Raw genomic sequence first — 26,408 nt, forward strand, 5'->3', positions numbered from 1 at the left:
GGACCCCGATGGTGTCCATTAAGCGGGTGGCGGTTGTCGCCGCTGTGGCGATGGCCGGCCTGACGGCCTGTGCCGGGACGGACTCGGCGAGCTCCGCCGTGCCGGGCGCGGCCCCGGGCGAGGGCGGCGGGGGCGGCGTGCTCGCCGGCGCGCCGGTGGCCGCCGCCGCGGACATCCTGCCGGGCTCGACGATGGAGAAGATCAAGCAGCGCGGCGAGCTGATCGTCGGCGGCTCGCTCGACGCGCCGCTGCTGTCCCAGCAGAACCCCGCCACCGGCGAGGTGGAGGGCTTCGACGCCGACCTCGGCAAGGCGCTGGCCAAGTACATCATCGGGCAGCCGAAGGTGAAGATCGTCAACTCGGCGTCCGAGACCCGCGAGGCGCTGCTGGCCAACGGCACCGTGGACGTGGTCTTCCAGACCTACACGATCACCCCGGAGCGGGCCGAGCAGGTCGCCTTCGCCGGGCCGTACTACTCCTCGGGCCTGTCCATCGCGGTCAAGAAGGGCACGACGGGGATCTCCACGCCGCAGGACCTGAACGGCAAGACCGTCATCGCCGGGGCCAACACCCCCGCGATCCCCGTGATCCAGAAGCTCGCGCCGCAGGCGAAGATCATCACCTTCGGCGGCGACCCCGAGTGCGTCCAGGCGCTCAAGCAGGACCGCGGCGTCGCCTACGTCCAGGACGAGACGCTGCTCGTCGCCGACGCCAAGAAGGACCCCGAACTGCAGGTCGTGGGCACGCCGTTCACCGAGGACCCGTACGGCATCGGCCTCAAGCACGGTGACGACCAGTTCAAGTCCTTCGTCAACGACTGGCTGAAGAAGATCCAGGCCAACGGGGTCTGGCAGGGCATCTGGAAGAACTCCCTCGGCAGCGTCGTGCAGGGCGAGGCCCCGACGCCGCCCGAGATCGGGTCGGTCCCGGGCTCCTGATGTCGGCGCTGCTTGATCACCTGCCCGAGTTCTGGCAGGGGCTGGTCGTCACCCTCCAGATGACCGCGGCGTCGTTCCTCGGCGCCGCGGCCGTGGGGCTCGTGATCGTGGCGATGCGGGTCGGGCCGGTCCCGGTGCTGCGCGCGGTCGCGACCGTCTACGTCGAGACCCTGCAGAACCTCCCGCTGCTCGTGCTGCTCGTGCTCGCGGTCTTCGGCCTGCCCGAGATCGGGCTCAAGGCCGGCCTGACCACCACGGCCATCGTGGTGATCGCCCTGTACGAGGGCGCCTACATCGCCGAGGCGCTCCGCTCCGGCGTCAACGCGATCTCCGCGGGCCAGGGCGAGGCCGCCCGGGCGCTCGGACTGACGTTCGGCCAGTCGCTGCGCCACGTCGTGCTGCCGCAGGCGCTGAGCACGGTCGTGCAGCCGCTCGGCAACATCTTCATCGCGCTCACCATGAACACCTCGCTCGCCGCGGCCGTCGGAGTGGTCGAGCTGACCGCCGCCGCCAACCGGGTGAACCTGCTGGAGGCCCAGCCCATCCCGATCTTCGTGGGGGCGGGCCTCGCGTACGCGGCGGTCGCCGCCTGCGCCGGGTTCGTGACCGGGCGGATCGAACGACGACTGGCGGTGGCGCGATGAGCGGCCTGCTGTTCGACGAGCCGGGCCCGCGCGCCCGCCGCCGCATCCGCCTCGCCACCGTCGCGGGCGTGCTGGTGCTGCTCGCCCTGGTGGCCCTGGCCGTGCGCCAGTTCGCCGCCAACGGGCAGCTCGCCGCCGAGCGCTGGCAGCCGTACGCGACCTGGCCGATGTGGCGCTACCTGCTCGGCGGGCTGTGGTCCACCGCCCTGGCCGCCGTCGTGTCCGCCGCGCTCTCGATGGCGGGCGGGCTCGTCCTCGCGCTCGGACGGCTGTCGCGGCGCCGGGCGATCCGCCTGCCGGCCGCCGCGTACGTCGAGGCCGTGCGGACGATCCCGGCGCTGCTGCTGGTCTACCTCGTGCTGTTCGCGCTGCCGAGGTACGGCCTGGACCTGCCGCTGTTCTGGAAGCTCGTGGTGCCGCTGTCGGTGTCCAACGCGGCGCTGTTCGCCGAGGTCTTCCGGGCCGGGATCCTGTCCATCGAGCGGGGGCAGGGAGAGGCCGCCCTCGCACTCGGGCTCACCCACGGGCAGTCCATGCGGCTGGTCGTGCTGCCGCAGGCGGCCAGAAGGGTGCTGCCGTCGATCGTCAGCCAGTCGGTGGGCCTGCTGAAGGACACCTCGCTGGGCTTCGTCGTCAGCTACGCCGAGCTGCTCTACAGCGGCAAGGTCCTGGCCAACTACAACGGCCTGCTCATCCAGACGTACATCGTCGTCGCGCTGGTCTACCTGGTGGTCAACGCGTCGCTGTCCGCGCTCGCCCGTTCCCTCGACCGCTCCGTCGCGGGCGGGGGCGGGCCGCGCAGGAGGAAGATCACTCGTGTCCCTCGCTGAAGCTGAACACGCCCCGCTCGCGGAGGTCGTGCGGTCCGGTTTCGTGGAGAGCGTCCACTTCGGCAGCGCGGTCGCGCTCTCGGCCGGTGGCGAGATCGCCGTCGCGCGCGGCCCGGTGCACGCGCCGGTGCTGCCGCGCTCGTCGGCCAAGCCGTTCCAGGCGCTCGCCTGCCTGCTCGCCGGGGCCCACCTGCAGGGCCCCGCGCTCGCGATCGCCGCGGGCAGCCACACGGGGGAGGACTTCCACGTGCGGCTCGTGGCCGACATCCTCGCCGGCGCCGGGCTCGGCTTCGGCGACCTGTGCTGCCCGCCCGACTGGCCGGAGAACGAGACCGCCAGGCAGGCGCTGGTCAGGGCGGGCCTCGGGCCGGCGCGCGAGCGGATGAACTGCTCGGGCAAGCACGCCGCGATGCTCGCCGCCGCCGTGGCCGCGGGCGCGCCCACCACGGGCTATCTCGACCCCGGCCACTTCGTGCAGGAGCGGGTCAGGTCGGTGGTGGAGGACCTGTCGGGGGAGAAGGCCGCCCACGTCGCCGTCGACGGGTGCGGCGCCCCGCTGTTCGGGATCTCGCTGACGGGCCTGGCCCGCGCCGTGCGCGCCCTGGTGGTCTCCGCGCCGGGGACGCCGCCGCGCGCGGTCGCCGACGCCATGCGGGCCCACCCCGAGTACGTCGGCGGGACCGGCCACGTGAACACCCGGCTAATGCGGGCGCTGCCCGGCGCCGTGGTGAAGGGCGGCGCCGAGGGGGTGCTGGTCGTGGCGCTCGCCTCCGGGCACGCGGCGGCCGTCAAGGCCATCGACGGCGGCCCCCGCGCGACGACCGCTGTCGCGCTCGCCGCGCTGCGCGCCGCGGGCGCGGACGTCTCGGCGGCGGCCGAGTTCACGACCGTTCCGGTCCTGGGCGGAGGCGTCCCGGTCGGTGAGATCAGCGCTGTTTTCTGATGGACGGCCTTTCAGTGGGGAAGAGATGAGCCTGACGTACGAGATCTGCATCGACAGCACGGCCGGGGCGCTGGCCGCCGAGCGCGCGGGCGCGCACCGCGTCGAGTTGTGCGCCGCGTTGTTCGAGGGCGGCCTGACGCCCACCCTGGGCATGGTCGAGGCCACGCTGGCGGCGGTCTCGGCGATCCGGGTCCACGTGATCGTCCGGCCGCGCGGCGGCGACTTCGTCTACGACGAGCACGAGGTGGCGGCGATGGCCCGCGACGTGGCCGCGATGCGCGACGCCGGGGCGCAGGGGATCGTGATCGGGGCGCTCACCCCGGCGGGAGAGGTGGACACCGAGGTGTCCAAGCGCCTGATCGACGCGGCGGGAGGGCTCCCGGTCACCTTCCACCGGGCCTTCGACATGACGGCCGACCCGTTCGCCGCGCTGGAGACGCTGGCCGGCCTGGGGGTCGACCGGGTGCTCACCTCCGGCCAGGACTGCTCCGCCCTGGAGGGCGCGCCGCTGATCGCCGAGCTCGTCCGGCGGGCGGGCGACCGGATCGTCGTCATGCCCGGCGGCGGCATCACCCCGCGCAACGTGAGCCGGGTGGTGGAGGCGACCGGGGCCAGGGAGATCCACTTCGCCGCCCTCGTGGACGAGCCGAGCCCTGCCGTGCACCGCAACCCGCACCCCTTCATGGGCGGCGAACTGCGCCAGCCCGAGTACGTCCGCAGGGTCACCTCGCCGGCCCTGGTCGCGGAGGTGATCGCCGCCACCCGCGGGTGAGGACCCCGGGCCGCGGGGATCGCGATGACCGGCCGCCAGGAGGGGTAGACCCGAGGGCGGGAGGTGAGGCCGATGGCCACGCCGGAGCGGAGCCGGCCCCATCCGGGGCCCGAGGAGGGCGTGCGACACGGCCGCCTGTCCGCTCGTCCCGTCGACGTGACGCCTCAGCACGCCGTGCCGCTCGAACCGGGGCTGCACCGCCTGGGCGGACGTGCCCTGTTCCACGTGCCGGCCGCCCCGGCGGCCGGCGGGCCCTGCCCGCTCGCCGTCGTGCTGCACGGCGCGGGCGGCACGGCGGAGCAGGCCCTGGAGTGGCTGCTTCCCCAGGCGGGGGACCTCGGCGTGCTGCTGCTCGCGCCCCAGGCCGTCTCCACCACCTGGGACGTCATCGTCGGCGGCTACGGCGCGGACGTCTCCAGGATCGACGCCGCCCTTGAGGAGGCGTTCTCCATGGCGGCCGGCGGCGTCGGCGCGGTGGCCGTGGCCGGCTTCTCCGACGGCGCGTCCTACGCCCTGTCGCTTGGGCTGGCCAACGGCGATCTGTTCCAGGCCGTGCTGGCGTTCTCGCCGGGCTTCATGGCGCCGATGATCAGGCACGGCCGTCCCCGGATCTTCGTCTCGCACGGCGTCTCCGACCGGGTGCTGCCCGTCGACCGGTGCGGCAGGCGGCTCGTCCCCGAGTTGCGGGAGAGCGGCTACGAGGTGACGTACGAGGAGTTCCGCGGGGGGCACCAGGTGCCGCCGCAGACAGTGGCCGCGGCCGTCCGCTGGTGGATCGGAGGCTCGTCGCACTGACCGTGCCCGTGCCCGCGCGCGCACGCGCCTTCGGGTCGCCCGGCTGGAGAGCGCTCTCTTGACCGATGGGCCTTACGGGGTGACGATCTGCGCAACACGCCCGTAACACCCGAACTGGTCCTGGTGGCCCATCGAGAACGGACGTTCATGCGCAGAGTCATCACCCGATCGCCCAGGCGCGTCCTCGCCGCCCTGGCCTGCGTCGCCCTGCTGCCGGGCGCCGTCGCGGCGGCGCCTCCCGGCGGGCCGTCGGAGAAGCCCCCAGGAAAGCCCACAGAAAAGCCCACAGAAAAGCCTTCAGGAAAGCCCACAGGGAAGCCCGAGGCCCGGCCGGTGATCGGCAAGCCGGCCATGGACCACGGCTGCGCGCGCATCGAGAAGCGCCTGCCCCCGCTGCCCGACTGGCCGACCGTCAAGAGCGAGATCAAGCGGAACCCGGCCGACGAGAAGCGCGTCGCCGGGATCGTCGCGGGGATGACCCTGGCCGAGAAGGTGGGCCAGATGACCCAGCCGGAGATCTCCGCGATCACTCCGGAGGAGGTCGGGCAGTACGGCATCGGCTCCGTGCTCAACGGCGGCGGATCCTGGCCGGGCCGCGACAAGCACGCCTCCCCGCGGGACTGGCTCGCCCTCGCCGACGCGTACTGGCAGGCGTCGGTGAACACCAGGACCAGGATCCCGGTCATCTGGGGGATCGACGCCGTGCACGGCAACAACAACGTCTACGGCGCGACGCTCTTCCCGCACAACATCGGCCTCGGCGCCGCGCACGACCCCTGCCTGCTGCGCGACATCGGCGCCGCCACCGCCGCGCAGGTCAGGGCGACCGGGCAGGACTGGGCCTTCGCGCCGACCCTCGCCGTCGTCAGGGACGACCGCTGGGGCCGCACGTACGAGGGCTACTCTGAGGACCCCCGCGTCACCCGCGCGTACGGCTACGAGGTCGTGCGCGGCCTCCAGGGCGGCGGCCCACGCGGGCTGGGCGAGCGGGGCGTGATCGCGACGGCCAAGCACTTCATCGGCGACGGCGGCACGCTCAAGGGGCAGGACCAGGGGGTCAACCCCTCGTCCGAGGCCGACATGGTCGACATCCACGGCCAGGGCTACTACGGCGCGCTCGCCGCCGGGGCGCAGACCGTCATGGCGTCCTTCAACAGCTGGACCAACGAGGACCTCGGCATCACCGAGGGCAAGGTGCACGGCAGCGAGAAACTGCTCACCGAGGTGCTCAAGCGGAAGATGGGCTTCGACGGCGTGGTCGTCGCCGACTGGAACGGCATCGGTCAGGTCGCCGGCTGCACGAACTCGAACTGCGCCCGGGCGATCAACGCCGGCATCGACGTGGTGATGGTGCCCAACGACTGGAAGGCGTTCGTCTCCACCACGATCGCCCAGGTCGAGGCGGGGGAGATCCCGAGGTCCCGGATCGACGACGCCGTGACGCGCATCCTGCGGGTGAAGCTGCGGGCGGGCCTGTTCGACGCGCCCAAGCCCTCCGCGCGCCCCGGCGCGGGCTCGGCGAAGGCCCTGCAGGCGCGGGCGCTGGCCAGGAAGGCGGTGCGGGAGTCGCAGGTCCTGCTGAAGAACGACCGCAAGGTCCTCCCGCTGTCCCCCCGGTCGAAGGTGCTGGTGGTCGGCAAGAGCGCCGACAGCATGCAGAACCAGGCCGGCGGCTGGACCCTCACCTGGCAGGGCACGGGCAACACCAACGCCGACTTCCCGAACGGCACGACCATCCTGGGCGGCCTGCGGGAGGTCCTCGGCGCGGACCAGGTGACCTTCAGCGAGACGGCCGACGGCGTGGACCCCGGCGCGTACGACGCGGTGATCGCCGTGATCGGCGAGACGCCGTACGCCGAGGGCGTGGGCGACCTCGCCCGCCGTTCGCTGGAGGCCGCCGTCCTCTACCCCGGCGACCTCGCGGTGCTCGACAAGGTGTCCGGCAAGGGCGCGCCGGTCGTCACCGTCTACGTCACGGGCCGCCCGCTGCACGTGAACAAGGAGCTCAACCGGTCGGACGCGTTCGTGGTCGCCTGGCTGCCCGGCACCGAGGGCGGCGGTGTGGCCGACCTGCTGGTCAGGAGCCGTGACAGCGGCCCCGGCTACACGGGCACGCTGTCGTACTCGTGGCCGAGGAGCGCCTGCCAGACGCCGCTGAATCCCGGGCAGGAGGGCTACGACCCGCTCTTCCCGCTGGGCTACGGCCTGCGTTACGGGCAGACCGGGGCGGTCGGCGCGCTCGACGAGACCTCGCCCGGGCCTGGCTGCTCCGGCACGGGCGGCGGCGGCACCGCGACGGAGGACCTGGAGGTCTACAACCGTCAGGACGTGGCGCCGTACAGGAGCTACATCGGCTCGGCCGAGAACTGGGGCGGCACGGAGATCGGCGTTGACGGCGAGGCGGCGCACGCGGAGATCGCGGTCGTCCCGTCGGACGTCACCGTGCAGGGCGACGGGCTGAAGGCGACCTGGAACGGCGCGGGGGCGGCGCAGCTCTACATGCAGGACCCCGCGGGCGGCAGCGACCTGCGCGGCTACCTGAACGCCGGCGCGGCGCTGGTCTTCGACACGATCGTCCACCAGCCGCCGGCGGCCCGCACGGTGATCAGCGCGCACTGCGTCTACCCGTGCCTCGCCGAGGTCGTGGCGACGTCGCTGTTCCAGGGGCTGCCCGTGGGCACGAAGGCGACCGTCAAGATCCCGGTGTCCTGCTTCTCGCCTAACCTGGACTTCGAGAACGTCAACACGCCGTTCCTCGTCTACACCGACGGCGCGTTCTCCGCCTCGTTCGCGAACGTCCGGTGGGTGCCGGGCGCGGCCGGGGACACCGACGCCCGAAACTGCGCGGACCTGACATAGCGGCACGTGAGCGCCCCCTGAGGCCGTGCGGTCCAGGGGGCGCTCACGATTTTCCAAGATTGACACAGTAGCCTGACCGGATGTCCGTCGATGTTGTGGAAAGGCGCCGGAGCGAGATCGGGCAGGAGGCTCCACCTCCCGCCCGGCCCCGGCCGTCGTCCCCGGCGCCGCGGCAGGGGTGGCTGGACGCGCTGCGCGGCCTCGCCGCGGTCGTCGTGGTGTTCGAGCACTGCCTGGACGCGCTGTTCCCCGAGGTGCGCGCCGGCGTCAGCCCGTGGTTCAACTTCGGCCAGTACGGCGTGCTGGTGTTCTTCCTCGTCAGCGGATACGTGGTGCCGGTCTCGCTGGAGCGGCGCGGCAGCGTCGGCGGGTTCTGGATCAACCGCGTCTTCCGCCTCTATCCCCTGTGGCTGGTCGCGGCGGCGGCGGGCACGGTGTTCGCCGTCGTGGGCGTGTACTCCCGGCTGCCGCCCAGGGTGGCGGACGACCCGGGCACCGCGCTCCTCGCGCACCTGACGATGCTGCAGGACTTCCTCCAGGTGGACGGCGTCGTCAACGTCTTCTGGACGCTGTCGTACGAGATGGTCTTCTACCTGCTCGTGACGGCGATGTTCGTGGCCGGCGCGCACCGCGCGAGCACGACCGGCATGCTCGGCTTCGCCGTGGCGGCCGTCACCGTGGGGGGCCTGCTGCCCGCGGGCGCGCTGTCGCGCGGCGCGGGCACCGCCCAGGTCGTGGTGATCACGGTGGTCGTCCTGCTCGCGGCGGCCGTGTCGGTCGCGGCGGGCGGCCGGGCGCGGGTGTTCGGCACCGTGGGGGCGGCCGTGCTGGCTCTCGTGCTGCTCGGCGTCAACAGCCGCATCGGGGCGTGGCAGAGTCTCGCCATCCTCGCCACGATGTTCGCCGGCACCGTGCTCTACCGGCTCGACCAGGGGCGGCGTCGCAGGGGGACGACCTGGGCGCTGGCCTGCGTGCCGTTCGCGTCCGTCGCGGCCGCGTGGGCGTTCGGCCCCGGCTGGGGCATGCCCGGCGACCAGGCGCTGGCGTTCACCCGGGGCTGGTCCACCGCCGTCGCCGCGGCGTGGGCGACGTTCCTGGCCGCCCGTCTCCTGCGGAGCAGGCCGATGCCCCGCGTCCTCGTGTGGCTCGGCCTGGTCAGCTACTCCGTCTACCTGCTGCATCCGCTCGCCGTGCAGGTGCTCAGGCGGCTCACCATGGACCCGGGCCGGTTCTCCCTGGTGGAACGGCTGGCCATGGGCGTCCTGCTGCTGGCGGTGGTGCTCGCCTGCGCCGCGCTGACCCACCGGTTCGTGGAGCGTCCGGCCCAGTCCCTGGGCCGCCGCCTGTCACGTGCGGCGCACGCCATGTCCTCGCGCCCGCCCGGCCGGGGGCCCGAGCCTGCCCGCGCCCAGCAGGATCGCCAGCAGCAAGGCGGTGACCAGCGCGAACGAGGCGGGGAGCCCGGCCTGGGCGGCGATCGCGCCGATCGCGCCCGGCGCGAAGAAACCCGACGTGTAGCTGACGGTGGCCGCTCCGGCGACGCCCTCGCTCGGTGAGGCGGCGGCGTTTCCCGCCGCCGCGAACACCAGCGGGACGACCACCGCGATCCCGACGCCGATCAGCATGAACCCGGCCGTGGCCGGCACCGGGGTGCGGGAGACCACGACGAGCAGCCCGCCGAGCGACGCCAGCGCCGCGCCGCCGCGCACGGTCGCGACAGGACCCAGCCGCCGCACCACCGCGTCGCCGCAGAACCGCCCCACGGCCATCATGCAGGCGAAGGCCGTGTACGCCGCGGCGCCCACCGCCTGGGACGCGCCGGCGACCTCGCGGAGATAGACGGCGCACCAGTCCTGGGCGGCGCCCTCGCCGAACACCGCGCAGAAGCCCACCAGCCCGATGAGCAGCACCCCACGTGACGGCAGCACGAAGTGGGGCGGCGCCGGCTCGTCCCCGGCCGCCCGCACGTCGAGCAGCAGCGGCCCCACGGCCAGGGCCACGAGGAACAGCACGACCGCGGCCCCGGCGAGATGGAGCCGGGCGTCGACGCCCGCGCTCGCGGCCAGCGTGCCCACCGCGCCGCCCGCCAGCGTGCCCAGACTCCACGTCCCGTGCAGCCCGGACATGATCGACCGGCCGAGCCGCTGCTCGGCCACCACCCCCTGGGCGTTCATCGCGACGTCGGCCACGCCCGCCACCGCGCCGTACACCAGGAGCGCCGCGAACAGCAGGGGGAGATCCGGAGCCAGCGGGGGCAGGACGAGGACCAGGCACCACAGGCCGATGGAGACGCGCGTCACGGCCCGCCCGCCGAAGCGGTGCGTGAGGCGGCCCGCGGTCGGCATCGCGAGGATCGAGCCGGCGGCGGGCGCGAGCAGGGCGAGCCCGAGGGCGCCGGGCCCGGCCCCGACGTGGTCCTGGATCCAGGGGATGCGGGAGGCGAAGCCGCCGGTCACGGCCCCGTGCAGGGCGAAGACGACCGACACCGCGAATCTGGCCCGTTTCAGCTCCCGAAGATCCACGACCAACACGGTATGTCCTCCTGGGACGGCTCCGGGAGTGTGACCCCTGAGGCAGGGGTGACGTACCGGGCCTCGATGATCACGAGCGGGGAACGGTTCGCCCTCACTTGGATGACCGAGGCGGCGCACGGCCGTCCGTGGTCCGTCCCAGAGGGTGGACCTACCTCGGAGGCGCCCATGAAGAAGTCCAGCCCGATCCTCGCGGTTCTGACCATGATCGCCCTGCTGTTCGCCACCGCCTGTGCCGTCGGGCCGGTCGCGCCGGACGCCGGGGCGAGAGCGCCGGCCGCTCCCCGGGGATTCCCGGACTCGGCCCGGCACGACGACACCGGCGCGGAGATGCCCTCACTCGACAGGGAAGAGGGCGAGCACCGCGCGGAGGAGCCCTCGACCTTCGCCCTCGACGTCGACACGGCCTCCTACGGCTACGCCCGCCGTGCCCTGCGGGAGGGGCGCCTGCCGGAACCGGGGCAGGTGCGTACGGAGGAGTTCGTCAACGCCTTCCGCCAGGACTACGCGGAGCCGGACGGCGACGGCTTCGCCGTCCACCTCGACGGGGCCAGGCTGCCCGGGGAACAGGCGGCGCTGCTCCGCGTCGGCCTGCAGACCCGCGAGCCGGACGCGGCGGTGCGGCGGCCCGTCAGCCTGACATTCGTGGTCGACGTCTCCGGGTCGATGGCCGAGCCGGGCAGGCTCGACCTCGTGCGCCGGGCGCTGCACACGCTCGTCGACCAGCTCGTGCCCGGCGACCAGGTGTCCATCGTGTCCTTCCGCGAAACGGCTCACGTGGTCGCGGAGACGACGGCGGTCACCTACCGGTCCGAGCTGCACGAGGCCGTCGACATGCTCGGCGCCGGCGGATCGACCAACCTGTCGGACGGCCTGGAGACCGGCTTCCGCCTGGCGGCCGGCGCCTTCCGCGAGGACGTCACCAACCGCGTCGTCCTGCTCTCCGACGGCCTGGCCAACACCGGCGAGACCGCCTGGCGGGCGATCCTCGACCGGGTGAGCGAGTACGCGGGGAAGAAGATCACCCTCCTGTGCGTGGGCGTCGGCCGCGAGTACGGCGACGAGCTCATGGAGCAGCTCGCGGACAGGGGCGACGGCGCGGCCGTGTACGTCTCCACGGAGGACGAGGTGCGCAAGGCCTTCACAGAACGGCTCACCACCACGCTGGAGGTGCGCGCCCGGGACGCCAAGGCGCAGGTCTCCTTCAACCCGTCGGCGGTCGAGTCGTACTCGCTCCTCGGCTACGAGGACCGCGCGCTGGCCTCGGAGGACTTCCGTGACGACAGCAAGGACGGCGGAGAGATCGGTCCCGGTCACTCGGTGACAGCGCTCTACCGGGTACGCCTGCGCCCGGGCGCGGACGGCCGGCTCGCCACCGCCACCGTGCGCTGGCTGGACCCAGACACCCGCCGGCCGTCCGAGGCGGACCGGAGCGTCGACGTGTTCGCGCTGGCCCCGGCCCTGTGGGGGAGCGCCTCCGTCCGGCTCCAGGTCGACGCCGTGGCCGCCGATCTCGCCGGGCATCTGCGCGGCCGGGGGTCCGGGAAAGGCGGGACCTGGAGCCTCGCCGAGCTGATCGACCAGGCCGACCGCCTGGCGGCGCGGACCGATGACCCGGCCGTGACCGAGCTGGTCACACTGCTGCGCACTACCCGCGACCTGGGCTGACGTCCCGTACGAGGACGGCGGCGCGCGGCCCGGTGCGCCCTGGAGCCCAGGGCGCACCGGGCCGGGTGCCGGGGGCGGCGTTCGGGGTAAGGGCGGAAAGACCATAGGGTCGTCCCGTGCACAGTCGCCCCGTCAGGAGCGAGACCAGGAGCAGGACCAGGAGCAGGACATGGCCGTGAACGAGATCGACGACGAAGCCGGATTCGCGGACCTGGCACTGGGCCCAGAGCTCCTGAAGGCCCTGTCCGGCCTGGGCTACGAGGAACCCACGCCGATCCAGCGTGAGGCGATCCCGCCGTTGCTGGAGGGCCGCGACCTGCTCGGCCAGGCCGCGACCGGCACGGGCAAGACGGCCGCGTTCGCCCTGCCCATGCTCCAGCGGCTGCACAGCGGCCACCCGCTGGGCGAGGAGGGCGGAAGCGTGGAGCCGGCCGGGCTCGTGCTCGTGCCGACCCGTGAGCTGGCCGTCCAGGTCTCGGAGGCCATGCACCGCTACGGCCGCGACCTCGGCACGCGGGTGCTGCCCATCTACGGCGGCCAGCCGATCGGGCGGCAGTTGCGGGCGCTGGAGCGCGGCGTGGACGTCGTCGTCGCCACGCCTGGACGGGCGCTCGACCACATCGGCAGGGGCACCCTGCCACTGAAGAGCCTGCGGATGGTCGTCCTCGACGAGGCCGACGAGATGCTCGACATGGGCTTCGCCGACGACATCGAGGCGATCCTCCAGGACACCCCCGAGCAGCGGCAGACCGTGCTGTTCTCCGCCACCATGCCGCCGCGCATCGACGGGATCGCCCGCCGCCACCTGCGCGAGCCGGTGCGGATCAGGATCGAGCGGGAGGCGCCCGCCGCCGGCGAGGCGCCGCTCATCCGGCAGAGCGCCTACATCGTCTCCCGGGCCTACAAGCCGGCGGCGCTGGGCCGGGTGCTCGACGTGGAGGCCCCCACCGCGGCGATCGTGTTCTGCCGCACCCGCGAGGAGGTCGACCAGCTCACCGAGACCATGAACGGCCGGGGCTACCGCGCCGAGGCCCTGCACGGCGGCATGGGGCAGGAGCAGCGCGACCGGGTCATGAGCAGGCTGCGCAGCGGGACCGCCGACCTGCTCGTCGCGACCGACGTGGCCGCCCGCGGCCTCGACATCGAGCAGCTCACCCACGTCATCAACTACGACGTGCCGTCCGCCCCGGAGTCGTACGTCCACCGCATCGGCCGGGTGGGCCGGGCCGGACGCGAGGGCGTCGCGATCACGCTCGCCGAGCCGCGCGAGCACCGGATGCTCAAGACCATCGAGCGCGTCACCCGCAGCAGGATCGCGGTCGAGAAGGTGCCGACGGTCGCCGACCTGCGCGCCCGGCGGCTGGAGCTGACCCGCGCCGCGCTGCAGGAGAGCCTGATGGAGGACGGCGACCTCGACCGCTTCCGCGTGGTGGTGGAGACGCTGGCCGACGAGTTCGACCTGGTCGCCATCGCGCTCGCGGCGGTCAAGCTCGCGCACGAGTCCACCGGCGCCGCCGCCGACGAGGAGGAGATCCCCGAGATCGCGCCGCGCGCCCAGCGGCCCGAGCGCGGGCCGCGCGACGACAGGCAGGGCCGCGACGACCGGCGCGGGCGGCGCGCCGGCGGCCCGATGAGCCGCGTCTTCGTCGGCGCGGGCCGCACCGCCGGCGTGCGCCCCCAGGACATCGTCGGCGCGATCACCGGGGAGACCCGGGTCAGCGGGCGGGAGATCGGGGCGATCGAGATCGCCGACCGGTTCACCCTGGTCGAGATCCCCGACGGGGCCGTGGACGAGGTGGTCGCGGCGCTGCGCCGCACCACCATCAAGGGCAAGAGGCCGATCGTGCGGAGGGACCGCGACGACGCCCCGCGCGGCCGTCGCTGACCATCCCCGAGGCGCGCCGCCGGAGCCGGGCGGCCGCCGCTCCCGCGTACGGCCGTCCTCCCGGGGCCATGCGGTCCCGGTTGGGACGGCCGCGCGGACGCGGCCTCAGACCGCCTGCCGCAACGACATGACGGCCCATGGCGCGAGTTCGACGTCGAGATCGAGCACACCGGTGTCCGGCACGGTCAGGGTGAACCTGAGGAGCGAGTCGGCGGCCCCGCGCAGGTGCTCGTTCTCGGCCCTGGTCGGGTTGAGAGGGGATCCGAGCCGATACCAGGCCTCGGCGGCGTTCCCGTGCTCCCAGTCCACGATCTCGACGAGGAAGGCGGCGCCCGGTTCCAGCCCGCCGATCGAGTGGTGGATCCGCCGGCTCGGCCCCACCTCGGCCAGCGCGCGTACCGCCGGATAGGAGGTCTGCGCCGGGAGGCCGCGCAGGGCCATGTCCTCGGGGTAGTTGTAGAACACCGCCGACACGGCCGAGGTGCGGCTGTCACGGGTGACGACCCCGTCGGGCGTCGCGAGGAGCAGCCGGTCGCCGAGCCCTGCCAGCATTGCGAACGCGTGGAAGGTGGGCTTGGGCACGCCCCACTCGTTCACCACGCCGAACCCGCCGTGGAACGGCCCGATCCCGGCGCCGCCCTCCTCGAACACATCGGTGAAGGTCCAGTAGGAGATCGAGTCGGCGAGGGCGGCGCAGCGCAGGTAGGCCCGGGTGATGTAGGCCGCCGCGAACGGCGTGTCGTGGACGAAGTCGCGCGATGACGGCGACGTCGACCACTCCGTGATGTGGATCTCCGCATCGGGGTAGGCGCTGTTCTTCACGAGCTCGCGGAGCAGGGTCAGGTCGTCGAACGTCGCGTCGGCGTACCGGGTGATCTGCACCGCCTCGCCGTCGGCCGCGAAGGCGAAGTCGGTGGGGTAGGTGTGGGTCGAGACGAAGTCCACCGGGAGGTCGCGGGCGGCGCACCAGGCGAGGAAGTCCTCGATCCACACCGGCCGCCAGTCGAGCGCGTCCACGTCGGTCGCCGCGGCCGTCGCGTGGGTGGCGGAGCGGTCCTCGACCTCGCCCTTGTAACGGTCGTCGGGCACGAAGACGCTCGTCGCGGGCCCTCCCACCTTCAACGCGGGGTCGATGTCCTTGATCGCCCGCACGGTCCGCTCGTAGAGCTCGAAGTATTCGGTCTTCGTCCCGGTCCAGAAGTGCGGGACGAGGTTCGGCTCGTTCCACACCTCGAACCGCCACTCCCGCACCTCGTCGAGGCCGTACCGGCCGATCCAGTGCTCGACCGTCCTGCTCACCAGTTCGACCCAGCGCCCCATGTCCTTGGGCGGGCTGCAGTGCGCGCCCCACCAGAACACCGTGCCGGTGACCGTCGCGAGCTCGCGCGGCATGAAGCCCAGCTCGACGAACGGGCGGACACCCTGGTCGAGGATGAAGTCGAACACCTTGTCCACGTAGCTGAACGTGTGGACGGGCGAGGCGAGCGGCGCGTCCGGTCCGAACCCGCCGCCGTAGCTCTCCCGGTAGACGAACATGTCGTCGTGGAAGAGGCCGTGGAAGCGGACGTACCGGAACCCGCAGGCGGCGACGACCTCGGCGAACTGCCGCTGCCAGTCCGCGCGCAACGCCTCGTTCGCCCGCCCCGCGCCGACGCACCCGGTCCACAGGTGCGGGAACGCGCTCTCTTCGCGCGGCTCTCCGTCGATCCGCAGCCGTGGGCCGAACACGCCGTCGCCCGCCATGAGCTCACTTCTCTCTCGATCGTCCGGTAGCTCGAAAACATTTCGCAACATCTTCGATGTGTCCAGGACACTAAATGGGGCAAACTGCGCTGTCAACGGCCCGGAATCGGCCGGTTCCTACTGTTACATCGGCGAAAATCACGCATGATAAATTCGAAAAAATTTCGGAGCCGGAAGGAGCCCTGATGGTGCGGCGAGGTCGTTCCGAGCGAGCCACCCTTGCTGATGTCGCCCGAGTGGCCGGCGTCTCGCCGACGACCGCGTCCAAGGTCCTCAACGGCCGCAGCGACGTGGGGCGGAGCACCCGGGAGCGAGTCCTCTCGGTGATGGCCGAGCTCGGCTACAAGCCGACGGCGGTGCGTCACGAACGCGCGCGGGGCCGGGCCCTCGTCACCATGCTCGACTTCGTGGAGTCCCGCTACGCCGGGACGGTGCTCCAGGGGATCCTCATGGCCGCGACCTCCGCGCAGGCCGAGCTCGTCCTCCGCCTGCCGCCCGGCGAGCCGATCAGCACGACCCGTACGGCGGCGCGTGCCTGGGTGGATGAGCAGAAGGAGTCCGGAGTCGCGGGTCTCGTGGCGCTCGCCGTCGCGGTGCCCGACGCGGTGCTCCTCGCCGCGGAGGATCTCGGGATGCCCGTCGTGACGATCGACCCGATCGACACGACGGAGTCGCGTGTCGTCAGCATCGGCTCGACCAACTGGGCGGGCGGGCGCTCGGCGACCGAGCACGTCATCAGGCTCGGCCATCGCAGGATCGCCTGGATCGGCGGCCCGCCGGGCTCGGCCCCCTCGGCGGAGCGGTTCCACGGCTACCAGGCCGCGCTCGACTCGGCCGGCATCGCGCAGGACCGCGCGCTGATCCGCAACGAGGCCTTCTCCGTCGAGGCGGGCCTGCGGCACGGCCGTGACGTCCTCGCGCTCGGCGAACGGCCGACCGCGATCGTGGCGGGCAACGACGAGATCGCCGTCGGCGTCCTCGCGGCGGCGAAGGAGGCGGGCGTCGCCGTCCCGGGAGAGCTGTCGGTCACCGGGTTCGACGACACCCCGCAGACCGAGTGGACCACGCCCCGGCTCACGTCCGTCAGGCAGCCTCTCGTCGGCATGGGCCGCATGGCCGTCGAGACCGTCCTCGCCATGGCGGACGGCGTCCAGCCCGCCTCCCGCCATCTCCAGCTCGCGACGACCCTCAGCGTCCGCGACTCGACGGGCCCCGCTCCGTCGCGCTGACCGGCCCGGGCGCCGTGTCCCGCCGCGGAGCGCCCCGCCCGGCGAGCACCAGCGCGAGCAGGCCCGCGAGCACGGCGACGGTCACGCCCGTGCCGAGCAACGCGCCGAGCCGCTGGTCGGCCGCCCGTTCAGGCGCCCACGGCAGTTCCAGCGCGGCGTACCACTCCGGAGCCTGCGGCGGCCCCGCGAGCACCGCCAGGCCCGTCCACGCGCGTACGGCGATCGCCCCCGCGAGCATCCAGACGCGCGCCTGCGGCCGGACCGCGCGGGCGGGCGGGTCCACACCGGCCGCCACCACGAGGAAGAGCACCGCGGTGACCGTCACCACCGTCTGCGCGGCCAGTCGCTGGGCGAGGCTCGGCTGGGCCTGCTGGAACAGGCCCGTCAGGTACAGCGCCGGATACGGCAGCACGTACAGCGCGAGGGCCGTCACCGGATGGGACAGCGCGCGGCCCGCCTGGCCCGCGAAGGGCGCCGAGCCCGGGAGCGCCCGCCGCCACAGCGTCAGCGGGGCGCCGAAGACCAGCAGGACCGGCCCCACCGCGCCGAGCAGCGCGTACTGCGCCGCGTGCGCGGAGAACACCGCGGGCGCGTAGGCCGCCACCCCGCCCGACGTGGCGTAGCCGAGCACGGCCAGGCCGGCGATCCACGACGCGGTGCGCGCGGCCGGCCACCGCTCGGCGGCCCCCGGCGGCGCGGCGCGCGACAGCCGCCGCACACCCGCCAGGTACGCGGCGAGGGCCGCGGCCAGCAGGAGCAGCGCGATCGGATCGGGCCGCACCTCGGTGGCGAGCGTCCCAGGGGAGAGGGCGGGCAGTGCGTATCCCAGCGCGTCGTGCTGATGCGGGGCCGCCGGCGCGGGCGGCGGGGGCGTGCGGCCAAGCGCCACGGCCAGGCCGAGGGCCCCGGCCATCACCACGATCTCGCCGCAGGCGAGTCGGAGGAACGGCGCGCGGGCCCCGCCGGACTCCATCGCCCTGATGGTCCCGCGCCGGTGCCGCCACCCGAACCAGCCGAGCGCGGCCAGCGCGGCGATCTTCGCCAGCACGAGCAGGCCGTACCGCGACTGCCAGAGCGGCGGCAGCGAGCCGAGCCTGACCCAGGCGTTGAGCGCGCCGGACGCCCCGACGGCGGCGAAGCAGCCCAGCGCGAGCGCGCTGAAGCGGCGCACGGCGACGGTGAGCGCGGGCGCGGCGCGCAGGTGCGCCAGGAGGGCGTACAGGCCGCCGACCCACAGCGCGACGGCCGCGACGTGTGCCATCAGGCTGAGGACGGCGAGGTTGTGGTCGGCCGCCGAGGCCGAGTGGCCCACGTACGCGGGGGGCAGCAGCGCGAGGACCGCCACGGCGAGCAGCGCGGGCCGCAGGAGCGGGCCGTCCGGCAGGAGCGAGCAGACGGCGACCGCCAGGGCCGCGGCCGTCACCGTCAGGAACGCCTGTCCCTGCGGGACGTGGAAGACGAAGGCGGGCAGCGCGCCGGAGCGCAGCGCGTCGCCGGGAGGCAGCCCGAGGAAGTCCGACAGCGTCAGGACCTCGGTGACCGCGGCGCTCGCCGCCCAGCCGAGCGCCCAGGCCCCGGCCGCCCGCACGACGGCCCTGCCGCTCGCGGGGGAGAGGACGGCGGCGGCCAGCAGGGCCCCGACCGTGGCGGCGGCGCAGACGTCGTGCACGAGGCGCACGACCGGCAGCCCCCAGGCGGTCAGCGCACCGGGTGAGGGCAGCCCCGGGATCGCCGGGCTCGGCCGGGCGCCGCCGAACCACAGGGCGGCCAGCAGCACGGTGAACGCCGTCGCGGCGACGGCGGGGACGACCACGCCGCGGAGGCGCTGGGGAGATGTCATCGTCGGCGTCCTCGGCTCGGCACCGGTGATCGATTGCGAGTATGGCCCACCGAGTGTCCGCGCGGGAGACCACGCCTGACGACCGGCCGCCGCCAGCGCGTTCCGTTGAAACGTTCACGGCTCGTCCGGGGGCCGTCGCGGCGCGTTTCTCGTGGTGTGCGGAGGGCCGCCGACGACCCGGCCTAGATCGCCGGGGTGTGAGACAATCCCGGCGACATGCGCGCCTCACTCTCCCTCCGGCTCGCGCGGGCGGCCTCGTTCTCCGCCGTCTGCGTGCTCCTCGCCGTCGGCGCGCACCGGTTCGCCGGCGGAGGCGGGCCCGCGCCGGGCGCGCTCCTCACGGGCGTGCTCGTGGTCACGGCGGGCGCGGCCGTCGCCGCGGGCAGGCAACGGTCGCCCCAGGCGATCGCCGGCCTGCTGATCGGCGCCCAGGCCTTCCTGCACTGGCTCCTCGAGGCCACGGCCTCCGCCACGGAGGCGAGGCATCCGACGTGGCACGGCGGCCTGAGCGCGCAGACCGGCATGCTCACCGCCCACCTCACCGCGGCGCTGCTCACCGGATGGTGGCTGGCCCGCGGCGAGGAGGCGCTGTGGACGGTGCTGCGCACGGCCGGGGCGGGAGTGGCCGGCTGCCTGCGGGCCGTGGCCGCGCTGCTGGCCGCGCTGACGGCGCCGCGGGGAGCGGATCTCGCCGCCGCACGGCGTCCTCGCCGGCGTTTCCGGCCCGGCGCCGGGGGCGAGGGCCGCACCGCGGGCGCGCTGCGGCACGTCGTCGTCCGGCGCGGGCCGCCTGGTCTTCCCGTCTTCTGAGCCTGTCGCGCGGGTGGCGCACGACTCCGGGGGATCGATCCCTTCCCTCCCGGGGCATCCCCGCGCGCCTTCGTAACCTCGCAGACGACTGGAGAAGCCCCATGACCTCGTACGTCCGTCGCGCGGCCGCCGTCACCGCCGGTGCCCTCGCGCTCACCCTCGGCCTCGCCGTGCCCGCTCTCGCCCACGTCACCGTCAACCCCGGCACCGCCGTCCAGGGCGGCTGGACCAAGATCGCCTTCCGCGTGCCCAACGAGCGGGACAACGCCTCGACCACCAAGGTCGAGGTCGAGTTCCCCACCGACCACCCGCTGCCGTTCGTGTCCGTACGCCCCGTGCCCGGCTGGGACGTGAAGCTCACCCGCGGCAAGCTGCCCAAGCCCGTCCAGTCGGACGCCGGCGACACGATCACCGAGTCGGTGCTGAAGATCACCTGGTCCGGCGGGAAGATCGAGTCCGGCCAGTTCCAGGAGTTCGAGGCCTCTGTCGGGCCGCTGCCGAAGAACGTGGACGCGCTCACCTTCCCCACCGTGCAGACCTACTCCAACGGTGAGGAGGTCAAGTGGGCGGACGCGCCGAAGACCGACGGCTCAGAGGCCGAGCACCCCGCGCCGGTGCTCAAGCTCGTCGCCGCCGCGGAGGGGGAGGACGGCCACGCCGCCGCCCCGACCGCTGCCGCGCCCGCCGCGCAGCCCACGGTGGCCGCCGCCGCCCACGACGAGGACGACGACGAGGACGAGGGCGGGAACACCACGGCCCTGGTGCTCGGCGGCGTCGGCCTCGTCGCCGGCCTGGTCGGGGCGGGGGCGGGCCTGACCGCCCTGCGCCGTTCGCGGGGCTGATCCCGGGGAGCACGGGCGACTCGGCCCCCGGGCGTGAGTCGCCTTACGCGAGGAGCGGGAGACCCGGCAGGGCCTCCCGCTCCTCGCGGGCCGGTCACCCCGGCCGGATCAGGACAGCAGGGTCTCGCCGATCCAGCCGTCCGCGGCGCATCCGGGCGGCACGGCGAAGACGGCCGACCCGATGGCCGTGATCCACTGGTTCAGCAGATCCATCTCCGCCATCCGCGCCTGGATCGGGACGAACTGCCGGTCCACGTCGGCCTGGTAGGACGCGAACAGCAGTCCGGCGTCCGGCCGTCCCTCCGGGCTGAGGCCGTCCTCGTAGTTGTAGGCGCGGCGCAGGATCCGCTGGCCGGGGTCGGCCGTCCGGACGCGCCGGATGTGGGCGAACTCGGAGATCACCGGCAGGCCCGACGGGCCGAGCGCGGCGAAGTCGGGCTCGTCGGTCTCGGCCTGCCCGGTCAGCGGCGCGCCGTTGTCCAGCCGCCGCCCGACGCTGAACTCCTTGGCGGTCCGGTCCGCGGCGTCCCACTTCTCCAGGTCCATCCGGATGCGCCGCAGCACCAGCGTGCTGCCGCCGCGCAGCCACCCGTCGCGCACCCACACCGCCCGCTCGAAGTCGGGCGACCCCGGCGTCGGGTTGACGGTGCCGTCGAGCTGGCCCATCAGGTTGCGCTGGGTGGTGCCGGGCGCGCGGACCTGCGGGCTCTGCCGGAAGCCGTGCTGGGTCCAGCGCACGGTCGCGAAGGAGCGGGCGTCCTTGACGAGCACGCGTAAGGCGTGCGCCAGCGTGACGCGGTCGTCCGCGCACACCTGGAGCAGCAGGTCGCCGCCGCTCCAGCGGGGTTGCAGGGCGTCGCCCTTGAACGCTCGCAGCGGCTTCGGCGCCAGGCCTTCGGCCCCCGCCGCCTCGAACAGCCCGGCGCCGAACCCGAAGGTGACGGTGAGCCGGGCGGGCAGCAGCGCCAGTTCCGCGTCGGTGTCGGCGAGGGCGGGCTCGCCCCGGGTGAGCCGTCGCGCGTCGTCGGTCAGCAGCCGCATCAGGCGGATCAGCGCCGCACGATCGGTCCCCGGCCGCAGGTCGAACCCGGCGAACACCCCGAACGTCTGCGGAGGGGTCGCGATGCCCGCCTGGTGGACGCCGTGGAAGGGCTCGACGGCGTCACCGCCGGGGAGCGGCGCGGGCCCGGCCGCCGCGCCACGGGCCGCCGGCACGGCGGAGACGGGCGCGCAGGCGGCCGCCGCGGCGGCGGCCGCCCCTCCCGCGAGCAGGCCGCGCCTGGTGAGCCGCCGCCCCATCGAGTTCTCGCGCTCACCCATGGGGGGCGTACGACTCGTTGCCGCCGGCGAAGTCCTTGGCCACCGCGGTGAAGGACACCGTCCTGCCGTCCTTCAGGGTGAGCGTGAACGGCACCTCGGCGCCGGGCTCGACGGGCGTGCGGACGTCCATGAGCATGATGTGGTCGCCGCCGGGCTCCAGCACGTGCCGCCCGCCGGCGGGGATCACGATCCCGCCCTGCTTGCGGCGCATGGTCGTGGCGCCGGCGTCTCCGGTGACCTCGTGGAGTTCCACGGAGGGGGAGACGGGCGTGCTCGCCCCGACGACGGTGATCGCCTCGCCGGTGGTGTTGACGAGCGTGCCGAAGGCGGCGCTCATGCCCGAGTGGGCCGTCTTCACCCACGGATCGCTGACCGACAGCGGGGCGGCGGCCGGTGTGGCGGGCACGGAAGCAGGCGCGGAGGCAGGCGCTGTGGCGGGAGCCGAGGCGGAGACCTGCGCCGCCACCGGCGACACGGCGGTGGTGGAGGCCGGAGCGGCGCAGGCGGACGCGGTCAGGAGGGCGGCGATCGCCGCCGGGATGACACGGTGAACGGTCGTGCTGGTCATGCGGAAGCCTTCTCTCGGTCGTCCGGCGGGCACTCGGGCGCGTCCCGTGCGCCGGGCGCGGCTGAGAACCGGGGACACGCGCGCGGGCGTGCTCCGCCGGGAAAGATGTGATCACGCCCCGAGCCCTTGGCGGCCGGGAGCGCGGTGAGGAGCGCGGTAGGAGCGCCGTCTCAGCGGGACGGCAGGAGAAGGCGTGGCGGGCCCCGCCGGGTGACGCAGTGACGCGGCGCGACGGAGCGGGGGACACGCGGCTCGGCCGGGTGCGGCGACGCAGGGGGCGTGCGCACGGGTGGCGCGGGATCGCGGGCGATCCTGGTCAGGCGTACGGCGAGCCGCCGCAGCAGCGCCCACAGGGCGGCCTCGCCCCTGGCGAGCCACAGCGACGTCAGCACCACCGCCCAGCCGTGGGCGATGAGCATCCCCAGGCCGGGCCCGGCGTGCGGGTGCCCGGCCACGACGCCCAGGGCGGGCGCCGGTGACAAGGGCGCCGGTGACAAGGGCGACGAAAGGGCGAACAGCACGTGCAGCGCGACCTGCAGGACCGCGAGCAGCGGGAGGATCGAGCGAAGCGTGCGTTCCCGGCCGGACAGGGGCAGCGCGGCGGCGAACACCCCGGGCAGCCCGAGCGCGAGCGCGTCTGGGGCGACCGCGCCGCCGCCGAACAGGTGCGCCAGCACGCCGAGGCCGAGGCACACCGCGGTGAAGGCGGCGGCCCTGGCGAGGCGGAGCGGCGACGTGACCTGCATGGCACTGCCAATATGACATGCCAGGGGGCCGGTCCCCCCTCCGGGACGCCGTGTCGCCCTGGTGGTCCGTTCCGCCCGCGGCCGACGCCTGTTCTCCGGCCACGGGCCCGCGACCCCGGGCTCGGGGGCGCTCAGGGGTCCGCCCGCCCGCGCTCCCGCCGGCGGTACTCGGACGGCGAACTGCCGGTGATCCGCTTGAACGCGGTGCTGAGGGCGCTTTCCGAGCCGTACCCGACGGCGCGGGCGATCGTGGCGAGCGTGTCGCCGCCGTCGCGCAGGCTCCGGGCGGCGAGTTCGATGCGCCATTGGGTGAGGTAGTCCAGGGGGCCGCGGCCGACCGTGTCCTTGAACCGCGCGGCGAGGGTGGACCGGGACACCGCGCCGGCCCTGGCCAGCTCCGCGACGGTCCACGGGTGGCCGGGCCGCGCGTGCATGGACCGCAGCGCGGCCGCGACCACGGGGTCGGCGAGACCGGAGAGCCAGCCCGACACCGCGCGGGGCTCGCGGGCGAGATGCAGCCGCAGGACGTGGATGAGCATGACCACGGCGAGATGCTCGGCCGCGAGCGTCGAGCCGATCGCCCGGCCCCGGAGCTCGGCGTCGATCTGTTCGAGGGCCCACCGAACCGCGCCCGCCTCGCCGGTCTCCGCGGGGACGTGGATGACCGGCGGCAGCCCGTCGAGCAGGAGCGAGCGGGCCCGGTCGCCGAACGAGAAGCGGCCGCCGATGAGAAGCGTGTCCGTTCCGTCCCCGACGTGGGGGAGGCCGTCACCGGCCGCCGCCCACAGCGGTCCTGCGTCGACGGGGACGGCATGCGGGTCGCTGAGGAGCGTGAAGCCGAGCGGGCGCGTGAGCAGGAAGCAGTCGCCCTCCGCCAGGGAGATCGGCGCGTCGAGGCCCTCGACGTCCAGGAGGCACCGGCCGCGCTGCAGAGCGTTGAACTTCACGCCGTCCGGCGCCTCGAAGCGCACGGCCCAGCGGCCTCCCGCCGACATGCCCGTGGACAGGTGCGCCCTGGTGCCGAGCAGCGCGAGCACGTCTTCGAGCGGATCCATCGGTTCTCCGGGAGTGATCAGATGGTGGTTGGACGATCGATGAAGTCTGTCGGACTTTCCGCTATAGAGCGTCCGGATGCGGCGCTTTTAGCGTAGCCGCATGAACAACAACAGCACTCAGGTCCGTTTCACCACTCCGTTCCACTCCCACGCCACCGCCGCCGAGGTCGTCGAGGGGGTGGACCTGTCCGGGCGGCGCGTCGTCGTCACCGGCGGCGCCGCGGGCATCGGCGCGGAGACCGTACGCGTCCTGGCCGGGGCCGGGGCGGAGGTCACCGTCGCCACCCGCGACGCGGCCGCGGCGGAGTCGATGGCGGCGAGCCTCGCCGGCGCGCCGGGAACCGTGCGGTCCGCCACGCTCGACCTGGCCGATCTGTCGTCCGTCGCGGCGTTCGTGGCTGACTGGCGCGGCCCGCTCGACGTGCTGGTCGCCAACGCCGGGGTCATGGCGCTGCCGGCCCGCCAGGTCACCGCCCAGGGCTGGGAGATGCAGCTCGCGACCAACTATCTCGGACATTTCGCCCTCACTGTGGGCCTGTACGGCAGCCTGCGGGCGGCGGGCCGGGCCCGGATCGTCGTCGTCAGTTCCGGCGCCCACACCGCGACGCCGTTCGACTTCGACGACCCGCAGTTCGAGCGCCGGCCCTACCACCCGTGGACGGCCTACGCGCAGTCCAAGACGGCGGACGTCCTGCTTGCGGTCGGCGCGCGCCGGTGGGCGGCCGACGGGATCACGGCGAACGCGCTCAACCCCGGCTGGATCTTGACGAACCTCTCGCGCCACATGGACGAAGCGGCCATGCGCGAGATGGGCGCGATCGACGAGAACGGTGAGATCATCCCGCAGCCCTACCTCAAGACGGTCGCCCAGGGCGCGGCGGTGTCGGTGCTGCTGGCGGCCTCCCCCCTGGTGGAAGGCGTGACCGGCCGCTACTTCGAGGACAACCAGGAGGCCCCGCCCGCCGTCCCCGGGGTCCCGGGCGGCGTGGCGGCCCATGCGCTCGACGGGGACGCGGCGGACCGCCTGTGGGACTACGCGAGCGCCGCGCTCGGCTGAGCGCCCTGGAGGCCGTTCACCCCTGGCTGTCACAGAAGCGGGGCCTGTCCGGTCCTAGCTGCCGTACGCCCCCGCCGGAAGGGCGGGGAGCGAAAGGGAAGCATCGTGGAGGTGCGGCAATGAAGATCGTGGTCGTCGGCGGCAGCGGGCTGATCGGCAGCGGGGTCGTCGACAGGCTCGGCGCCCAGGGGCACGAGGCGGTGGTGGCCACTCCAAGGACGGGGGTGAACGCCGTCACGGGGGAAGGACTCGCCGAGGCGCTCAAGGGCGCCTCGGTGGTGGTCGACGTGGCGAACTCGCCGTCCTGGGAGGACGGCCCGGTGCTGGAGTTCTTCACCACCGCCACCCGCAACCTGCTGGCGGCGGAGACGGAGGCGGGGGTGGGCCATCACGTCGCGCTGTCGATCGTCGGAACCTCCCGGCTGCCGGAGAACGGGTACTTCCGGGCCAAGCACGCGCAGGAGGAACTGATCACCGCCTCGGCGATCCCCCACACGATCGTGTACGCGACGCAGTTCTTCGAGTTCGTCGGCGGCATCGCCGACGCGGCCACCGAAGGGGACACCGTCCGGGTGGCGCCGGTGCTGTTCCAGCCGATCGCGGCCACGGACGTCGCGGACGCGGTGGCCGGGGCCGCGGTGAGCCCGCCCGCGGGCGGCGTCGAGATCGCCGGCCCTGAGCGCTTCGGCTTCGACGAGGTGATCAGGCGGGCGCTCGAAGCCCGCGGCGACTCCCGCCGGGTGGTGGCCGACCCGGACGCCCGCTACTACGGCTCCAAGCTCCAGCAGGGCAGCCTGGTGCCCGAGGGCGACGCCGAACTCGGCCGTACGCGCTTCGCCGACTGGCTCAGGCAGGACGTGGCGGAGCGGGGCCGGGCGAGGGCCTGAGAAGGCCGGGGCGCCGGTCCGGTCGACCGGCGCCCCGGCAGCCCCGATGGCTCCCGGCCTCCCGTCGGCGCCGCGCCCGCGTGGCTTAGGAAATGGGTCGTTTGGGCACTTCAAGAGGTATCGGGGGCGATTCTCTATGGGGGGAACCATGGCTGTATCGGCTGACCTGGCGAAGCTGCTCGACCGCGAGTACGAGGACAAGACCCTGGACGAGATCATCAAGGCGCCGGTGGACGCGCTTTCCGGGGTGAGCGCGTCGGACGCGGAGATGCTGCAGAAGGCGTTCCACATCAAGACGGTCGGCGACCTCGGCCGCAACAAGTTCTTCCGGGCGGCCACCGCGCTCGTGGATCTCACCGACAGCAAGAAATAGGCGGGTCCCCCACGCCGCCGGCGGCCGTTGAAAAGAATTTCCGCCGCCTTGTAGGTTGATGGAAGAGATCTGC

General features: G+C 73.9%; 22 protein-coding genes and 1 pseudogene. 16 read left to right on the plus strand and 7 right to left on the minus strand.

Annotation, left to right across the window (positions count from 1 at the left end):
* The first annotated feature begins 8 nt into the window (after positions 1 to 8).
* The 8 genes and pseudogenes from HHX31_RS07305 to HHX31_RS34165 form a co-directional block, all read left to right on the plus strand.
* Complete coding sequence (locus HHX31_RS07305; protein ID WP_169946337.1) at positions 9 to 938, plus strand: glutamate ABC transporter substrate-binding protein; 930 nt, start codon at positions 9 to 11, stop codon at positions 936 to 938.
* The gene (locus HHX31_RS07310; RefSeq protein WP_169946339.1) at positions 938 to 1,582 is read left to right on the plus strand and encodes an amino acid ABC transporter permease; all 645 of its coding nucleotides are present in this window, start codon (positions 938 to 940) and stop codon (positions 1,580 to 1,582) included. The genes HHX31_RS07305 and HHX31_RS07310 overlap by 1 nt, the downstream gene beginning before the upstream one ends.
* The gene (locus tag HHX31_RS07315; protein WP_169946341.1) at positions 1,579 to 2,412 is read left to right on the plus strand and encodes an amino acid ABC transporter permease; all 834 of its coding nucleotides are present in this window, start codon (positions 1,579 to 1,581) and stop codon (positions 2,410 to 2,412) included. Before HHX31_RS07310 ends, HHX31_RS07315 begins: the two co-directional genes overlap by 4 nt.
* The gene (locus HHX31_RS07320; RefSeq protein ID WP_169946344.1) at positions 2,399 to 3,355 is read left to right on the plus strand and encodes an asparaginase; all 957 of its coding nucleotides are present in this window, start codon (positions 2,399 to 2,401) and stop codon (positions 3,353 to 3,355) included. The genes HHX31_RS07315 and HHX31_RS07320 overlap by 14 nt, the downstream gene beginning before the upstream one ends.
* 25 nt (positions 3,356 to 3,380) lie before the next feature.
* Positions 3,381 to 4,127, plus strand: coding sequence for a copper homeostasis protein CutC (locus HHX31_RS07325; RefSeq protein ID WP_169946346.1), 747 nt, complete (start codon positions 3,381 to 3,383; stop codon positions 4,125 to 4,127).
* Between the two features lie 72 nt (positions 4,128 to 4,199).
* Positions 4,200 to 4,922 (plus strand): alpha/beta hydrolase, encoded by a 723-nt coding sequence (locus HHX31_RS07330; protein ID WP_169946347.1) that lies wholly within the window; start codon positions 4,200 to 4,202, stop codon positions 4,920 to 4,922.
* A 147-nt stretch (positions 4,923 to 5,069) separates the two neighbouring features.
* Positions 5,070 to 7,781, plus strand: coding sequence for a glycoside hydrolase family 3 N-terminal domain-containing protein (locus HHX31_RS07335; protein ID WP_169946349.1), 2,712 nt, complete (start codon positions 5,070 to 5,072; stop codon positions 7,779 to 7,781).
* 80 nt (positions 7,782 to 7,861) lie between these two features.
* Positions 7,862 to 9,067: pseudogene (locus tag HHX31_RS34165) on the plus strand (acyltransferase family protein); the annotation flags it as partial.
* 60 nt (positions 9,068 to 9,127) lie between these two features.
* Here the strand turns inward: HHX31_RS34165 and HHX31_RS07340 are convergent.
* Positions 9,128 to 10,303 carry an MFS transporter gene (locus tag HHX31_RS07340; RefSeq protein WP_169946351.1) on the minus strand — a complete coding sequence of 392 codons (1,176 nt, stop codon included), beginning with the start codon at positions 10,301 to 10,303 and terminating at the stop codon, positions 9,128 to 9,130.
* A gap of 177 nt (positions 10,304 to 10,480) precedes the next feature.
* Between HHX31_RS07340 and HHX31_RS07345 the strand changes: the two genes are divergently transcribed.
* Entirely contained in the window at positions 10,481 to 11,980 is a 1,500-nt protein-coding gene (locus HHX31_RS07345) for a von Willebrand factor type A domain-containing protein (RefSeq protein ID WP_249345690.1), read from the plus strand.
* A gap of 169 nt (positions 11,981 to 12,149) precedes the next feature.
* Positions 12,150 to 13,865 carry a DEAD/DEAH box helicase gene (locus tag HHX31_RS07350; RefSeq protein WP_169946353.1) on the plus strand — a complete coding sequence of 572 codons (1,716 nt, stop codon included), beginning with the start codon at positions 12,150 to 12,152 and terminating at the stop codon, positions 13,863 to 13,865.
* A 105-nt stretch (positions 13,866 to 13,970) separates the two neighbouring features.
* Here the strand turns inward: HHX31_RS07350 and HHX31_RS07355 are convergent, their stop codons facing one another.
* Entirely contained in the window at positions 13,971 to 15,608 is a 1,638-nt protein-coding gene (locus HHX31_RS07355; RefSeq protein ID WP_169946355.1) for a GH39 family glycosyl hydrolase, read from the minus strand.
* A 185-nt stretch (positions 15,609 to 15,793) separates the two neighbouring features.
* Between HHX31_RS07355 and HHX31_RS07360 the strand changes: the two genes are divergently transcribed.
* Positions 15,794 to 16,837: a LacI family DNA-binding transcriptional regulator gene (locus HHX31_RS07360; protein ID WP_169946357.1), complete on the plus strand. Its 1,044-nt coding sequence runs from the start codon at positions 15,794 to 15,796 to the stop codon at positions 16,835 to 16,837.
* Here HHX31_RS07360 and HHX31_RS07365 read toward each other — a convergent pair.
* Positions 16,797 to 18,677: a cytochrome c oxidase assembly protein gene (locus HHX31_RS07365; protein ID WP_169946359.1), complete on the minus strand. Its 1,881-nt coding sequence runs from the start codon at positions 18,675 to 18,677 to the stop codon at positions 16,797 to 16,799. The two genes, HHX31_RS07360 and HHX31_RS07365, sit on opposite strands and share 41 nt — an antisense overlap.
* A 216-nt stretch (positions 18,678 to 18,893) precedes the next feature.
* On the opposite strand from HHX31_RS07365, the gene HHX31_RS07370 reads away from it, so the two are divergent.
* Both HHX31_RS07370 and HHX31_RS07375 read left to right on the plus strand, forming a co-directional pair.
* The gene (locus HHX31_RS07370) at positions 18,894 to 19,487 is read left to right on the plus strand and encodes an MFS transporter (RefSeq protein ID WP_169946361.1); all 594 of its coding nucleotides are present in this window, start codon (positions 18,894 to 18,896) and stop codon (positions 19,485 to 19,487) included.
* Positions 19,488 to 19,588: 101 nt separating this feature from the next.
* The gene (locus tag HHX31_RS07375; RefSeq protein ID WP_169946363.1) at positions 19,589 to 20,329 is read left to right on the plus strand and encodes a YcnI family protein; all 741 of its coding nucleotides are present in this window, start codon (positions 19,589 to 19,591) and stop codon (positions 20,327 to 20,329) included.
* Positions 20,330 to 20,437: 108 nt separating this feature from the next.
* On the opposite strand, the gene HHX31_RS07380 is transcribed toward HHX31_RS07375, so the two are convergent.
* The 4 genes from HHX31_RS07380 to HHX31_RS07395 all read right to left on the minus strand — a co-directional run bounded on the left by HHX31_RS07380 (position 20,438) and on the right by HHX31_RS07395 (position 24,018).
* Positions 20,438 to 21,649, minus strand: coding sequence for a Dyp-type peroxidase (locus tag HHX31_RS07380; RefSeq protein ID WP_249345691.1), 1,212 nt, complete (start codon positions 21,647 to 21,649; stop codon positions 20,438 to 20,440).
* Positions 21,642 to 22,217, minus strand: coding sequence for a copper chaperone PCu(A)C (locus HHX31_RS07385; RefSeq protein ID WP_169946365.1), 576 nt, complete (start codon positions 22,215 to 22,217; stop codon positions 21,642 to 21,644). Before HHX31_RS07385 ends, HHX31_RS07380 begins: the two co-directional genes overlap by 8 nt.
* A 170-nt stretch (positions 22,218 to 22,387) precedes the next feature.
* Complete coding sequence (locus tag HHX31_RS07390; RefSeq protein ID WP_169946367.1) at positions 22,388 to 22,963, minus strand: MFS transporter; 576 nt, start codon at positions 22,961 to 22,963, stop codon at positions 22,388 to 22,390.
* A gap of 131 nt (positions 22,964 to 23,094) precedes the next feature.
* Positions 23,095 to 24,018, minus strand: a complete 924-nt coding sequence (locus HHX31_RS07395; RefSeq protein ID WP_169946369.1) for an AraC family transcriptional regulator — start codon at positions 24,016 to 24,018, stop codon at positions 23,095 to 23,097.
* Between the two features lie 100 nt (positions 24,019 to 24,118).
* Here HHX31_RS07395 and HHX31_RS07400 point away from each other — a divergent pair, with 100 nt between their 5' ends.
* The 3 genes from HHX31_RS07400 to HHX31_RS07410 all read left to right on the plus strand — a co-directional run bounded on the left by HHX31_RS07400 (position 24,119) and on the right by HHX31_RS07410 (position 26,335).
* Positions 24,119 to 25,075, plus strand: coding sequence for an SDR family NAD(P)-dependent oxidoreductase (locus tag HHX31_RS07400; RefSeq protein WP_169946371.1), 957 nt, complete (start codon positions 24,119 to 24,121; stop codon positions 25,073 to 25,075).
* A 119-nt stretch (positions 25,076 to 25,194) separates the two neighbouring features.
* A complete protein-coding gene (locus HHX31_RS07405; protein ID WP_169946373.1) occupies positions 25,195 to 25,962 on the plus strand; it encodes an SDR family oxidoreductase in 768 nt (255 codons plus the stop codon).
* 148 nt (positions 25,963 to 26,110) lie between these two features.
* Positions 26,111 to 26,335 carry a hypothetical protein gene (locus tag HHX31_RS07410; protein ID WP_169946375.1) on the plus strand — a complete coding sequence of 75 codons (225 nt, stop codon included), beginning with the start codon at positions 26,111 to 26,113 and terminating at the stop codon, positions 26,333 to 26,335.
* Positions 26,336 to 26,408: the final 73 nt, after the last annotated feature.

Source organism: Microbispora sp. H11081 (assembly GCF_012999535.1).
Lineage (GTDB): Bacteria > Actinomycetota > Actinomycetes > Streptosporangiales > Streptosporangiaceae > Microbispora.